Origin of the sequence: Kitasatospora sp. NPDC057015, assembly GCF_042673745.1 — a bacterium.
Classification (GTDB): Bacteria; Actinomycetota; Actinomycetes; order Streptomycetales; family Streptomycetaceae; genus Kitasatospora.
In genome coordinates, this window is sequence record NZ_JBHUSG010000074.1 from 19,268 (window position 1) to 32,736 (window position 13,469).

General features: G+C 74.4%; 15 protein-coding genes. 10 read left to right on the top strand and 5 right to left on the bottom strand.

Features of this window, described 5'->3' with window-relative positions; all coding sequences use genetic code 11:
• Positions 1 to 77: 77 nt before the first annotated feature.
• Positions 78 to 701 carry an FMN reductase gene (locus tag ACFTWP_RS39030; protein ID WP_380269921.1) on the bottom strand — a complete coding sequence of 208 codons (624 nt, stop codon included), beginning with the start codon at positions 699 to 701 and terminating at the stop codon, positions 78 to 80.
• Positions 702 to 725: 24 nt separating this feature from the next.
• The gene (locus tag ACFTWP_RS39035; RefSeq protein WP_380269922.1) at positions 726 to 1,850 is read right to left on the bottom strand and encodes an LLM class flavin-dependent oxidoreductase; all 1,125 of its coding nucleotides are present in this window, start codon (positions 1,848 to 1,850) and stop codon (positions 726 to 728) included.
• Between the two features lie 209 nt (positions 1,851 to 2,059).
• Here ACFTWP_RS39035 and ACFTWP_RS39040 point away from each other — a divergent pair, with 209 nt between their 5' ends.
• Positions 2,060 to 2,821 carry a PP2C family protein-serine/threonine phosphatase gene (locus ACFTWP_RS39040; protein WP_380269923.1) on the top strand — a complete coding sequence of 254 codons (762 nt, stop codon included), beginning with the start codon at positions 2,060 to 2,062 and terminating at the stop codon, positions 2,819 to 2,821.
• Positions 2,822 to 2,893: 72 nt separating this feature from the next.
• Here the strand turns inward: ACFTWP_RS39040 and ACFTWP_RS39045 are convergent, their stop codons facing one another.
• Both ACFTWP_RS39045 and ACFTWP_RS39050 read right to left on the bottom strand, forming a co-directional pair.
• A complete protein-coding gene (locus ACFTWP_RS39045; protein WP_380269924.1) occupies positions 2,894 to 3,331 on the bottom strand; it encodes a peptidoglycan-binding protein in 438 nt (145 codons plus the stop codon).
• A gap of 454 nt (positions 3,332 to 3,785) precedes the next feature.
• Positions 3,786 to 4,343: a DoxX family protein gene (locus ACFTWP_RS39050; protein WP_380269925.1), complete on the bottom strand. Its 558-nt coding sequence runs from the start codon at positions 4,341 to 4,343 to the stop codon at positions 3,786 to 3,788.
• A gap of 231 nt (positions 4,344 to 4,574) precedes the next feature.
• On the opposite strand from ACFTWP_RS39050, the gene ACFTWP_RS39055 reads away from it, so the two are divergent.
• Together ACFTWP_RS39055 and ACFTWP_RS39060 are read left to right on the top strand one after the other, a co-directional pair.
• Positions 4,575 to 5,159 (top strand): TIGR03086 family metal-binding protein, encoded by a 585-nt coding sequence (locus ACFTWP_RS39055; protein WP_380269926.1) that lies wholly within the window; start codon positions 4,575 to 4,577, stop codon positions 5,157 to 5,159.
• A gap of 233 nt (positions 5,160 to 5,392) precedes the next feature.
• On the top strand, positions 5,393 to 6,028 hold the full coding sequence (locus ACFTWP_RS39060; protein WP_380269927.1) for a hemerythrin domain-containing protein: 636 nt from the start codon (positions 5,393 to 5,395) through the stop codon (positions 6,026 to 6,028).
• Here the strand turns inward: ACFTWP_RS39060 and ACFTWP_RS39065 are convergent.
• Positions 6,012 to 6,797: a VOC family protein gene (locus ACFTWP_RS39065; RefSeq protein WP_380269928.1), complete on the bottom strand. Its 786-nt coding sequence runs from the start codon at positions 6,795 to 6,797 to the stop codon at positions 6,012 to 6,014. The genes ACFTWP_RS39060 and ACFTWP_RS39065 overlap by 17 nt on opposite strands.
• Before the next feature lie 190 nt (positions 6,798 to 6,987).
• Here ACFTWP_RS39065 and ACFTWP_RS39070 point away from each other — a divergent pair, with 190 nt between their 5' ends.
• The 7 genes from ACFTWP_RS39070 to ACFTWP_RS39100 all read left to right on the top strand — a co-directional run bounded on the left by ACFTWP_RS39070 (position 6,988) and on the right by ACFTWP_RS39100 (position 13,327).
• Complete coding sequence (locus tag ACFTWP_RS39070) at positions 6,988 to 7,692, top strand: hypothetical protein (RefSeq protein ID WP_380269930.1); 705 nt, start codon at positions 6,988 to 6,990, stop codon at positions 7,690 to 7,692.
• A 55-nt stretch (positions 7,693 to 7,747) separates the two neighbouring features.
• On the top strand, positions 7,748 to 8,308 hold the full coding sequence (locus ACFTWP_RS39075; protein WP_380269931.1) for an OsmC family protein: 561 nt from the start codon (positions 7,748 to 7,750) through the stop codon (positions 8,306 to 8,308).
• A gap of 185 nt (positions 8,309 to 8,493) precedes the next feature.
• Positions 8,494 to 9,159 (top strand): TetR/AcrR family transcriptional regulator, encoded by a 666-nt coding sequence (locus tag ACFTWP_RS39080; protein WP_380269932.1) that lies wholly within the window; start codon positions 8,494 to 8,496, stop codon positions 9,157 to 9,159.
• A 235-nt stretch (positions 9,160 to 9,394) separates the two neighbouring features.
• Positions 9,395 to 10,900, top strand: coding sequence for an MFS transporter (locus ACFTWP_RS39085; protein ID WP_380269933.1), 1,506 nt, complete (start codon positions 9,395 to 9,397; stop codon positions 10,898 to 10,900).
• Positions 10,901 to 10,946: 46 nt separating this feature from the next.
• Positions 10,947 to 11,858: a glutaminase gene (locus ACFTWP_RS39090; RefSeq protein WP_380269934.1), complete on the top strand. Its 912-nt coding sequence runs from the start codon at positions 10,947 to 10,949 to the stop codon at positions 11,856 to 11,858.
• Between the two features lie 167 nt (positions 11,859 to 12,025).
• The gene (locus ACFTWP_RS39095; protein ID WP_380269935.1) at positions 12,026 to 12,811 is read left to right on the top strand and encodes a hypothetical protein; all 786 of its coding nucleotides are present in this window, start codon (positions 12,026 to 12,028) and stop codon (positions 12,809 to 12,811) included.
• A gap of 54 nt (positions 12,812 to 12,865) precedes the next feature.
• Positions 12,866 to 13,327, top strand: a complete 462-nt coding sequence (locus ACFTWP_RS39100; protein WP_380269936.1) for a DUF4240 domain-containing protein — start codon at positions 12,866 to 12,868, stop codon at positions 13,325 to 13,327.
• Positions 13,328 to 13,469: the final 142 nt, after the last annotated feature.

Genomic DNA, 13,469 nt, shown 5'->3' on the forward strand with positions numbered 1-13,469 from the left:
GCGGCGCCGGGGTGCGGCGGCGGGGACGGACCCGAGGCGGACGGGGAGGCGGGTGACCGCAGTGGCCGGCCCCTCGCTCAGCCGCGCAGCGCCGCCAGCTGCTCGGCGAACGGCACCACCGCTTCGGCCTGCCGCGGCACGGCCGGCCGGCGGGCCAGCAGGGCGGTCAGCTCGCCGGCCGCCCGGTCGATCCGGGCGGGCAGCTCGCCGGTGTGCGCGTCCCCGCCGCTGCCCCAGTCGTCCGTGGCCGCGTAGACCGCTGTCGGGACGACCACCGCCCGCAGGTACGCGAACAGCGGGCGGACGGCGTGCTCCAGCGCGAGCGAGTGCCGCCCAGTGCCGCCGGTGGCCGCGATGAGCACGGGCTTCCCGGTGAGCGCGTCGTTGTCGAGCACGTCGAAGAACGACTTGAACAGGCCGCTGTACGAGGCCGTGAAGATCGGCGTCACGGCGATCACGCCGTCGGCCCCGGCCACCGCGTCGAGCGCCTCGCGCAGGGCGGCGCCGGGGAATCCGGTGACGAGGTTGTGCGCGATCTCGGTGGCGAGGTCGCGCAGTTCGACCACCCGGACCTCGGCCCCGCCCTCCCCGAGGCCGCGGGCGGTCGCCGCCGCGAGGCGGTCCGCCAGGAGACGGGTGGAGGACGGCCGGCTGAGCCCGGCCGAGACGACGACGAGCTTGGGCGCGTTCACGGTTGCCACCTCTCTGCGTACGCTGACGACGGGTCAGACGGAACTGTCGGCGGGCTCGCCGGCGGCGGTGTCGGCCGCGGCGCGCCTGGCCACCAGCGCCTCGTGGGTGGGGCCGTCCGGGACCTCGGCCGGCCGACCCTTGGCGAACTCCGCGCGCAGGACCGGCAGGACCTCCTCGCCGAGCAGGTCGAGCTGCTCCAGGACGGTCTTCAGCGGCAGCCCGGCGTGGTCCATCAGGAAGAGCTGGCGCTGGTAGTCGCCGAAGCTCTCGCGGAACGTCAGCGTCTTCTCGACGACCTCCTGCGGGCTGCCGACGGTCAGCGGCGTCTGCTCGGTGAACTCCTCCAGCGACGGCCCGTGCCCGTACACCGGGGCGTTGTCGAAGTAGGGGCGGAACTCGCGCACCGCGTCCTGGGAGTTGCGGCGCATGAACACCTGCCCGCCGAGGCCGACCACGGCCTGCTCGGGGGTGCCGTGACCGTAGTGCGCGTACCGCTCGCGGTAGAGGCCGATCAGCTTCTTGAAGTGCTCCTTGGGCCAGAAGATGTTGTTCGCGAAGAAGCCGTCACCGTAGTAGGCGGCCTGCTCGGCGATCTCCGGGCTGCGGATCGAGCCGTGCCAGACGAACGGCGGCACGCCGTCGAGCGGGCGCGGGGTGGAGGTGAAGGACTGCAGGGGCGTGCGGAACCGGCCCTCCCAGTCGACCACGTCCTCGCGCCACAGCCGGTGCAGCAGCGCGTAGTTCTCGATCGCCAGCGGTATGCCCTGGCGGATGTCCTGGCCGAACCACGGGTACACCGGGCCGGTGTTGCCGCGGCCCATCATGAGGTCGACCCGGCCGTCCGCGAGGTGCTGGAGCATCGCGAAGTCCTCGGCGATCTTCACCGGGTCGTTGGTGGTGATCAGCGTGGTCGAGGTCGAGAGGATGATCCGCTCGGTGCGCGCCGCGACGTAGCCGAGCATGGTGGTCGGCGAGGAGGGCACGAACGGCGGGTTGTGGTGCTCGCCGGTCGCGAAGACGTCCAGACCCACCTCCTCCGCCTTCAGCGCGATCGCCACCATCGCCTTGATCCGCTCGTGCTCCGTCGGAGTCCGGCCGCTGGTGGGATCGGGCGTGACGTCCCCGACGGTGAAGATCCCGAACTGCGTGCTGTTCACCACTGCTCACCACATCCCGTGTCATTGAAGATTCAACCACTCTAGCATCGCGGCGCCCCGCGCTATTCCCGTCACCGCCCGCCGGACCGCGGGGCCGGCCCGAACCGCCGCGCACGGCCTGCGGGGCACGCCCCCGCGGGCGCGCACGGACCCGGCCCGCGCGCACAGAATGGAGGGAGTCGGCAGCCGACCCGGAAGGCGGAGAGGCGATGCCCTACATCGCGGTGAGCGCGCTGAGCCACGAGGGCCTGGTGCGGGAGCACAACGAGGACAGCCTGGTGGCCGGCCCGTGGACGCTCTGCGCCACGGTGACGGGCAACCCCCAGACCCTGCTGTTCCCGCTCGGCAACGAGCCCTGCGTGGTCGCGGTGGCGGACGGGCTCGGCGGGCACCCCGGGGGCGAGGTGGCCAGCGCACTGGTGGCCCGCCGACTCGCCGCCGCCGGCCCGGGGCTGGCGGGCGAGGAGGCCGTGCGCAACGTGCTGCACACCTGCAACCGGGCGGTCTACGAGGCGGCCGGCGGCGATCCGGAACTGGCGGCGATGGGCACGACGGTGGCCGGGGTGGTCGTCCTCGCCGAGTCGGTCATCTCCTTCAACGTGGGCGACAGCCGGGTGTACCGGGTGACCGCCGAGGGCCTGCGGCGGCTGAGCGTGGACGACAGCCCGCCCCTCGAACCCGGCCGGCGCACCACCTCGATCGTCACCCAGACGCTGGGCGGGTCCACCGCCCTCACGGTGGTGCGGCCGCACGTCCGCAGCACCGAGCTGCACCTCGGCGACCGCTTCCTGCTCTGCAGCGACGGCCTCACCGACCCGGTGCCCGAGGAGGAACTGTCCGACGTGCTCGCGACGCCCCGCGGCGAGGCCGAACGGGCGGACGGGCGGGCCGCGTTCGAGCTGTGGAAGGCCGCGATCGAGGCGGGCGGCCCGGACAACATCACCCTCGCCCTGGTCCGCGTCGGCGAGTGAGCCGTCGACCGACGGCCGGGCCCCGCCCGACCGGCCGGTACGGGCCGCCCGGCCGACACCGGCGGCCCGGACTCAACCGATCGGCGCCACGTCGTCCCCGGTGCACGAGCGGCCCTCGGCCGACGGGAGGCGCAACGGGATCCAGAGCAGCCCGCCGGCCGTCCGGGGGCCGACCACGCCGTCCGGCTCCAGCCCGTGGCCGCGCTGGAATCCGACCACCCCGGCGAGGGTGGCCGGGCCGAACCGGCCGTCCACCGCGATCGGGGTGTCGAGCCAGCCGTTGAGTGCGCTCTGGAGCCGCTCGACCGCGCAGCCGGTCGAACCGTGGCGCAGGTGCCCGGCGGGGGGCACCCGGGCCGAACCGTGCAGGGCGATCAGGGCGACGGGGCCGACCGCGGCGGCGAGGGAGCCGCCCCTGCCGGCCGTACCCGCCCCCGGCCGCGCATCGCGCGGCCGCTGCTCCGGATTCCTGACGGGACTGCCGACCGGACCGCTCTGCACTCGGGCCACCTCTCCTCCAGGCACGGACGCTTGCCCGCGATCCTGCCGGGTGCCACCAACGGGCGGCCAACGGAGCGCCAACGGCAGCGGCGGACAAGGGCCCACCAGCCCCGGGGAGCATTCGCACGGGAGGTGTCAGGAGCGCGGCCGGCGGTCTGCGCCGACCCGTGCACACGAGCCCGCGATCACCCGGGAGGAGCAATCGCGGTACGTCCGGGGGCCGCCGCCTCCGGTCGGACAGGCCGGCCGCGCTCCTGCCGCCGATTCTGGCCGTCGCCGCCAACGGGCGGCCAACGCGCCACCAACCGCGGCCCGGACGGCCACCGGCCCGGGTGGGTGGAGGGGCGTCGACGTCCGTCGCCCGGCACTCGCGCGGCCTCCGCGGCCGGGATCGTCACCCCGGCCGCGGAGGCCGCGCACCGCCGCCCGCCCGTACGGCGCGCGACGGGCTCCCGCGCCGCGGTCAGTTGCGGACCAGCAGGATCACCCCGGCGGTGGCCAGGCCGATCAGCACGGCGCCGGCGCCGTACGCCAGCCGGTGGATCCGCAGGCCGGGCACGAACCGGTCGACGGCGAGCCGGCCCGGGCCGGTCAGGGTGAGGGCGGTGGCGGCGGCGGTCAGCAGGAGTTCGTACTCGACGCCCTTGGGGGCGAAGAACCCGCCGCCCCAGCGGACGGCCAGCGCGTTGACCAGGGTGCCGACCAGGGCGGCGCCGGCCAGCGGGGTGAGCAGGCCGGCGGCCAGGGCGAGGCCGCCGAAGGTCTCGGTGAGGCCGGCCACCACGGCCATCGTCCGGCCCGCCGGGTAGCCGACCGTGGTGAAGAACTGGCCGGTGCCGTCTATGCCGCCGCCGCCGAACCAGCCGAACAGCTTCTGGCCGCCGTGGGCGGCCATGGTCAGCCCGAGCGCGAGGCGCAGCAGCAGCAGTCCGGTGTCGTAGGCGTGCGGGGAGGCCGACGGGCCGGCGGCCCCGGTCGGGTCGGCGTGCAGCGCGGGGGCGGGGGCGGTCGTGCTCGGCATTCGCGTCTCCTGGGGTCGGTCGTGGGTCCGGGCAGCCCGATGAGCCCGGGCGGCCTGGTGCTTCCATCCGGTAGTTCAAATTCGAAGGACTCGGCTCGACCGTACCCGTCATTTCGAATTTGAACAACCGGTCGACCGGGGCCGGCTGAAGCACCGTCAGGTCGGCCGCCGGACGACGCGCGCGGACGCCCCCGACGGGCAACGGACCGCGATCCGGGGCAGGGTGGAGGTATGTCCGACCGACCCGAGCAGCCACCGGTGCTGCGCCTGTTCCCGAAGGCCCTCGAAGCCTTCGGCCGCCACGTCCGCCTGATCACCCCGCACCAGTGGCCGGCGCCGACCCCCTGCTCCGAGTGGTCGGTGCGGGACCTCGTCAACCACCTCACCGCCGAGCAGCTCTGGGCCCCGGAGCTGCTGATGGGAGCGACCGTCGCCGAGGTCGGCACGCGCTTCGACGGAGACGTGCTCGACGACGACCCGGCCGCGTTCTGGCAGAACGCCGCCGAGGCCGCCGAGGAGGCCTTCGCCGTCCCCGGGGTGGCGGACGTGACCGTCCACCTCTCGTACGGCGACGTCGGCGCGCTCGACTACTGCGCCCAGCTGACGGCGGACGCCGTGGTGCACACCTGGGACCTCGCCCGCGGGCTCCGGGCCGACCCCGGCCTGCCCGGGGAGCTGGTGGACTTCGCGCTGGCCGAGATCGGCCGCTGGGGCGACCTCTCCGCCACCGGGCTGTTCGCACCGGCCCTGCCCGTACCCGAAGGCGCGAGCCCCCTCGCCCGGCTGCTGGCGCTCACCGGTCGCACCGAGGCCTGACCGCACCGGGCCCGGTGCCGCCCGCCCCGGGCCGTTCCGCGGCGCCCTCCCGGCCGGACGGCGCCGCGCGACGACGGTCCGGACGGCTGCGCAGGACGGCCCGCCCGGGGGCGGCACCGTACGGTCACCCGGCCGACGCCGGATACTGGTAACACCGGACCCGCTCACCGGACGCAGTCGACGGTTGACCGGGCCGGCCGAGGTGAACGGGGCGAACCGAAACGAGGCCAGCCATGAGCCGCAGGGCAGACGTCGTGGACGAGCTCAGCGCCGACCACCGGGCGGTGGCGGAGCTGCTCGCCCGGATCGAGAAGACCGCACCGGACCGCACCGCCGGACCGCCCGCCGCCGGACCGCAGAGCGCGGCGCCGCACACCGCCGAGCCCGGCAGCACCGGACCGCAGGCCCCGCAGCCGGTGCCGACCGCCCCGGACGGCGTCGGCGCGCCCCCGGCGGACGCCGGCCGGGGCGACGGCGTGGTCGCGCTGGTCGAGGAGCTCTCCGACCTGCTGCTGAGCCACTGCACCGAGGAGGAGGAGCATCTCTTCCCCACCGTCCACGACCGGGTGCCGGACGGCGGCTCGCTCGTCTTCACCAGCCTCGCGGACCACCTGGCGATCGGGCAGTACCTCACCGACCTGCAGGGCCAGAAACCCGGCGATCCCGCCTTCGGCCACCTGCTGGAGGGCCTGGCCACCGCCGTGCACACCCATCTGGCCGAGGAGGACGAGCGACTCTTCCCGGCCGTCCGCAAGGCGGTGCCGGCGGAGCTGCTGGTCTCGCTCGGGGAGCAGCTGCGAGCGGCCAGGCAGGACGGCCCGGCGGCTGCGGCCGAGCCGCCGGCGCCGTCCGCTACGACGGAGGGCTGATCACCGCGAACCGGCCGCCCTCCGGGTCCGCCAGCCGGGCCACCCGCCCGTACGGCGTCTCGAACACCGGCCCGATCGGGGTGCCGCCCAGGCGGTCGGCCAGCCCGGCGGCGGCGTCCGCGTCCGCCACCGAGAAGGAGACCTCCCAGTGCGGCTGGGTGCCCGCCCCGCCGGCGGCCTTCTCCGCGCGCAGCGCGGCGACGCTGCGGCCCTCGACCCGCAGCACCACCCGCTCGTGCTCGAAACGGACCTCGAAGTGCGCCGGGTCGCGGTCGTCCCAGCGGAACACCTCGCCGTAGAACATGGCCGCGGCGAACGGGTCGGGGGTGCGCAGCTCGATCCAGACCGGTGAGCCCGGAAGGGCCAGCTGCCGGGCGGGGCCGGGCGGGCCCTCCCAGATGCCGAAGACGGCGCCCGCCGGGTCGGCCGCGAAGGCCACCCGGCCCGCGTCGAAGGCGAGCGGGCCGACCGCGAGGGTGCCGCCGCGCTCGCGGACCGCGTCGGCGGCGACGTCCGCGCTCTCCGTCCCGAAGTAGCCGGTCCAGGCCACCGGCATCGCCCAGCCGCCGCCGGACACGCCCAGGCCGGCGACCGCCTCCCCCTCGACCACGGCGTGGACGTACGGTCCGAAGCGGTCCGGTGCGGGCTCGAATTCCCAGCCGAGCAACTGCCCGTAGAAGGCCTGCGCCGCGTCGAGGTCGCGCGCCATCAGGCTGACCCAGCACGGCGCGGCCGGCACGCATCGCACCCTGGCGGTTCGGCTGCCCATCTTCGCGGTACCTCCTCGACCCGGTGCCGGGCCGGTCCCGGCGAACGGGCGGCCGCAGGGCCGCCCGCCGCCCTCAGCCTAGGGGGACGGGACGGTCCCGGCGCGGCACGGCGCGCCCCCGACGGGTCTTGACAGGTCATGGAGAATCGGGCGCAAAGCAGGGTCTCCACGCGACGGACGGGCGGCTCGGATGGCAACGCGACGGTACTGGTTCGCTCTGGCGGTGTTCGGCGGGCTGCTGCTCCTGTCACTGCCGTTGTACGTGACGGCCGGGTCCTCCTGCTCGGACGGCGCGCCGTGCGCGGTCGGGGTCTCGGCCCCGGGCGGCCTGCTCACCGTCGAGCAGCTCCCCCGCCCCGGACTGCTGAAGGCGTACGCGCTGGTGGCGGTGGCGGTCGCCGGGATCCTGCTGATCCGGCACTACCGGCGGGCCGGCCGGCTCGGGCGGCTCGTGCCCGCGCTGCTCGCGGCCACCGCCTTCGCCGGCGGGACGGCCTGGCTGACCGCCACCCACTGGAAGGGCGTCCACTCGGCGTCCGCCCTGCGGGAGACGGCCGAGCTGCTGCTGTTCAACGGCGCCACGCCCGTCCTGCTGGTCGCGGTCACCGTGCTCGCGCTCGCCGCGGGCGAGCGCAGCGTTCCGCTGCTGGCCTTCGCGGTGCTCTTCGGCGCCGTCGCGTACCTGGCGGCCACCTACGACTCCTTCTACCTGCTGGGGCGGATCGGCCTGCCGCTGAACGCCCTGCGCGATCCGGACGGCATCCGGCAGGCGCTGAACATCGCGGTGCCGGCCGGACTGCTGATCCTCGCCGCCGCGGTGGCCCGGCTGGCGGCCGGCCGCTCCGCCGCCGCGGGCGAGCCCGGCGCCCGGCGCGGCCGGCACTCCAAGCGCTGAACCGGGCGGTCCGAAACGGGCCCGGGCCGCCCGCCCGGCCCGTACGCTGCCCGGCATGACGATCACACCTGCCCCCCGCCGGCCGGGGCTGGCCGAGCACCTGCGCGACAAGGGCGCGGCCATGCGGGCCGCCGCCGGCCGCCGGCCCGCGAGCGAGGACTGGGACGAGGAGATCCGCGCCGTCTGCGTGGCGGACGACGCCACCGGGGTCCGCAAGGTGCGGGTCGGCGACTGGTCCCTGGTCGGGGACGGCGGCCCGGACATCGGCGGCTTCGGACTCGGCCCGTCCTCGCCCGAACTGCTCTGCGCGGTGATCAGCACCTGCCTGACCCACACCCTGCTGTGCATCGCCGCGCTGGAGGACCTGCCGCTGGACCGGGTGGAGGTCGCGGTCACCGCCCGCAACAACGACGCCCGCTTCTTCGGCGTCCCGACCGACGCGCCGGCCGTCCCGTACGACCTCGCCGCGACCGTGGACCTGCGCGGCCCGCTCACCCCGGAGGCGGCGGACGCACTGCTGGCCGCCGCCGACGAGCGCTGCCCGATGCTGCGGATGGTGCGCTCGGAGCACACCGTCGCGGTGCTCTCCGCTGCCGGCGGGGCCGCACTGGACTGACCCGGGGGCGGCCCGGCCGCCACTCCCGCGCACCCGGCCACCTCACGGCGGGGAGTCGAAACATCTCACGGAGCGATGTGACCCGGATCACATCGCTCCGTGAAATTTCTGGGGACTCACTCCCCGTTTGCTCTTCTGAAGGACGAAACGGGGAAGATCTCCCCGGAACCCGAGAGGAGCAGGCCGTGACCAGCACCGCCACCGTTGCCCCTCGCGCGCCCAAGCTGCGCGCGGACGCCACACGCAACCGGGAGCGGATCATCGCGGCAGCCCGGGAGGCCTTCGTCGAGCACGGCGCCGATGCCCCGCTCGACGAGATCGCCAAGCGTGCGGGAGTCGGCAACGCGACCCTGTACCGTAACTTCCCGGACCGCTCGGCCCTCTTCCGGGCCGTCGTCCTCCACGTGAAGACCCGCATCGTCGCACACGCCGAATCCGCCCTGGCGGACCACTCGGATCCGTTCGACGCCCTGCAGACCTTCGTGCACGCGGCGGCCGACGAGAAGCTCGGCGCCCTGTGCCCGATGATGTCCGGACGCTTCGACCCGTTCGACCCCGAGCTGGTGGAAGCCCGCTCGCGGCTGGAGAGCACGGTCGCCGAACTGCTGGACCGGGCCCACCGCTCGGGCGCACTGCGCCCGGACGTGGGCCCCGGCGACGTCTTCGTCGCCATCAGCCAGCTCACCCGACCGCTCCCCGGCACCGCCTGCGTGAACTTCGCCGACTTCGTCCACCGCCACCTGCAGCTGTTCCTGGACGGCATGCGGGCCCCCGCCCCGAGCACCCTGCCCGGCCGGGCCATCACCTTCGAGGACTTCCAGCACCACACCGACACCGCACCGGGCGCCTGACGCCCGACGACCGATGAGCGGCGCCCGACGCCCACGGCCGGCGCCGCCGTCCACGACCGGGGCCCGACCCCCGAGCTCCCCAACGCCCGTCCCACCGGGTCGCCGACCGGCGCCCGACCGAGCCCGACCCGACCAGTGCGATCCCGTGCGCCCGGACGACAGTCCCGCCACGGCGACGGTTTCGCCTGCCAACTGCCCTGCTTAGCAAGCCTCGCACCGCAAAGTGAGTACCCCCATGCCCGAAACAGCCCTGCAGCCCGACCCCCGGCGCTGGAAAGCGCTGATCTTCATCGGCCTCGCCCAGCTGATGGTCGTGCTCGACGCCACCATCGTGAACATCGCCCTGCCGTCGGTCCAGAACGACCTGGGCATCACCGACGGCAACCGCCAGTGGGTCATCACCGCGTACGCCCTCGCCTTCGGCGGCCTGCTGCTGTTCGGCGGCCGGATCGCGGACCTGTGGGGCCGCCAGCGCACCTTCGTCGTCGGCCTCATCGGCTTCGCCCTCGCCTCCGCCCTGGGCGGCGCCGCCGCCAACACCGGCATGCTGCTCGGCGCCCGCGCCCTGCAGGGCGTGTTCGGCGCGCTGCTCGCCCCCGCGGCGCTCTCCCTCCTCGCGGTGATGTTCACCGACGCCAAGGAGCGGGCCAAGGCCTTCGGCATCTACGGCGCGATCGCGGGCGGTGGCGGTGCCATCGGCCTGATCCTCGGCGGTCTGCTCACCGAGTACCTGAACTGGCGCTGGACCTTCTTCGTCAACATCCCGTTCGCCATCATCGCCGCCACCGGCGCGATCCTGGTGATCCGCGAGCCCGCCCAGGGCCGCAACCGCAACCGGCTCGACATCCCCGGCGTCCTGCTGGTCACCACCGGCCTGGTCTCGCTGGTCTACGCCTTCACCCGCGCCGAGTCCGACGGCTGGTCCGCCCCGATCACCATCGGCCTGTTCGTCGCGGCCGTCGTCCTGCTGGGCGCCTTCGCCGTGGTCGAGCGCGTCGTCAAGGCCCCGCTGCTGCCGCTGCGCGTCGTCCTCGACCGCAACCGCGGCGGGGTCTACCTGTCGCTCGGCCTGGCCGTGATCGGCATGTTCGGCCTGTTCCTCTTCCTCACCTACTACCTGCAGGTCGTGCTCGGGTACAGCCCCGTCCTCAGCGGCGTGGCCTTCCTCCCGATGGTCGCCGGCATGATCACCGGCTCCACCCAGATCGGCGCCCGGCTGATGACCCGGGTGGCCCCGCGCTACCTGATGGCGCCCGGCTTCCTGGTCGCCTCGCTCGGCATGCTGATCCTCACCCAGATCAAGATGGACAGCTCCTACCCGGCGCTGATCCTGCCCGGTCTGATCCTGATGGGCCTCGGCATGGGCACCGCGTTCATGCCCGCCATGAGCCTCGCCACGCACGGCGTCCAGCCGCGCGACGCCGGCGTCGCCTCCGCGATGGTCAACACCTCCCAGCAGGTCGGCGGCGCCATCGGCACCGCGCTGCTCAACACCATCGCCGCCAGCGCCACCACCGCCTACCTCACGGCCCACGCGGCCGGCGCGACCTCGAAGCAGGCGCTGCAGCTGGAGTCGATGGTGCACGGCTTCTCCACCGCCATCTGGTGGTCGTTCGGCATCCTGGTGCTGGCCGGCCTGATCGCCTTCACCTTCATCAACACCGGTCACCAGGGCGGCGCCCCGACCGGCGAGGGTGCGAGCGACGCGGACCTGAACGCCGTCCCGGTGCTCGCGCACTGACCCCGCACGCGGCCGCGGCACCCGCGGCCGCGTGCACAATGGCCTGGTGGATCTTCAGGACCAGGTGAACCAGGCCATGGAAGCGGCCCGTCCGGTGCTCGGCACCGGGCGGGTCGCCGACTACATTCCGGCGCTCGCCGCCGCCGACCCCGCGGCTTTCGGCCTCGCGCTCGCCACCGTGGACGGCGAGGTGTACGGGGCCGGGGCGTGGGAGCAGCCCTTCTCCATCCAGAGCATCTCCAAGCTCTTCACCCTCGCCCTGGCGCTCGCCGTCGGCGGCGACGACCTGTGGCAGCGGGTCGGCCGCGAGCCCTCCGGCAGCCCGTTCAACTCGCTGGTCCAGCTGGAGAGCGAGCACGGCATCCCCCGCAACCCGTTCATCAACGCCGGGGCCGTCGTCGTCACCGACCGGCTGCACAGCCTCACCGGCGACGCCCGCGCCGCCGTCCGGGACTTCCTGCGGGCCGAGTCCGGCAACCCGCTGCTCGACAGCGACTCGGTGGTCGCCGCCTCCGAGGCCGAGCACGGCCACCGCAACGCCGCCCTGGCCCACTTCATCGCCAGCTACGGCAACCTGGAGAACCCGGTCACCACCGTCCTCCAGCACTACTACGACCACTGCGCCCTCACCGCCAGCTGCCGCGACCTCGCACTGGCCGGGCTCTTCCTGGCCAGGCACGGCCTGCGCGCCGACGGCTCCCGGCTGCTGACCAGGAGCGAGGCCAAGCGCATCAACGCCGTGCTGCTGACCTGCGGCACCTACGACGCGGCCGGCCAGTTCGCCTACCGGGTCGGCCTGCCCGGCAAGAGCGGAGTGGGCGGCGGAATCCTCGCCGTCGTCCCCGGCCGCGGCACGCTCTGCGCCTGGGGTCCGGCGCTGGACGCGGCCGGCAACTCCGTCGGCGCGGTCACCGCGCTGGACGCCTTCACCACCGCCACCGGCTGGTCGATCTTCTGAGCCCGGCGGCCCCGCACTGCCCGGGAGCGGCCCGACCTGCGCGAACTCGTCCAACCACGCCCGGACGCACGGTGGTTCCGCCGTTACCCTGCGCAGCGCCCGATCCTCTGTCACCATCGAATGACGGTGCGTCAGACAGTCGCGGGGCCGAAGGCGGAGGAGTGGGCATGGGGTGGTCGACCCGGTCTCGGCGGGGTGTGGGGCCGGTGCTGGCCGGCGCGGTGCTGGCCCTCGCCGGCTGTTCGGGCGCGGGCTCCGGCGGGACGTCCGCCGACGGCACCGGCGGCCCGGCGGCCACCACGGCGCAGAGCTCGCCGTCCCCCTCCCCCACCGCCGCACCCACGCCGACGACCTCACCCACCCCGCGTCCCGTCGCCGACTGCACCGACACCAGTGCCTTCACCCAGCAGCAGCTGCACGACTACCTGGTCAAGCTGCCGAGCAAGACCGGCACGCTCAACGGCCTGCACACCTCGTACGACGGCGTGCACTTCGACCCTGCCTTCGACCACCGGGCCTGCAAGGCCCTGTACGTGAACGTCACGCACTTCTGGGTGCTGGTGAGCGGGACGGCCCCGGCCACCTTCAACCCGAACGACTGGCGCAGCGGCATCCCCGGCCTGTCACCCAGGCCCCGGATCCCCGGCCTGCCCACCAGCACCCGGACGCCGGGCCAGCAGGCCGAGTACACCTACGAGGCGATCAGCACCACCCCGCTGGCGCTGACCCTGGGCGTCGGCCTCGTGGTGGGGACCAGGCCCCCGGAGCCGGAGCACTGCAAGGGCACCCTGACGGTCGTCCACCTCGGCGACGCGATCACCGACCAGGAGCTCCCCGAGACGCTCCGCTTCGAACCCACGACGATCGACCACGGCGCCTCCACCGTCACGGTAAAGGCGGACCGCGCCCTGCACGCCACGCTCGTACCCCCGTCAAGCACGACGGGCTGCTGAGCCGCGGCGGCGCCGGGAGGGGCGTTGTCCGAGCCACCGGGCACAATGCCGCCCATGACGACCTGGGACGAGTTCTGGACGCTGATCGACCTGCTCGGCGATCCGGTCCGCTGCGACTTCGCCGACCCGCTGGCCGACGCGCTGGCGCAGCTGCCGCCGACCGCCATCACCGGCTTCGGCGAGCGGCTGGCGGAGGCGCTGTACCGGCTGGACCGGCAGGAGTTCGGGGCGGCGCCGGTCATCGACATGAGCAGCCCGGGAAAGCCGTTCCCGCAGTCCGCCGACTGCTTCCTCTACTCCCGCTGCGCCGTGGTCGCCGCCGGGCGCGAGCGGTACGAGGCCGTGCTGGCCGATCCCGCTTTGTTCGCCCCGCACACGGCGACCACACTGCACGGCGAGGATCTGCTCTACCTGGCCGAGGACGCGTACGAGCAGGTCACCGGCGAGGAGTGGGACGGCCCGACCGGGTTCGACTACGAGTCCTGCTCCAACGAGGACGGCTGGCCGGACCGCTAGCCGCCGCACCGGGGCCGCCGTGCGGTCGCGGTTCGGGTCTTCGAGTCTTCGGGTGTTCTTGAGGTGGGGGAACGCGTGAGGCGCCCCTGGCCCCCGGGGTGGTGGGGGTGGGGCGCGTCACGGGATGGTGCTGTGGTGGTGC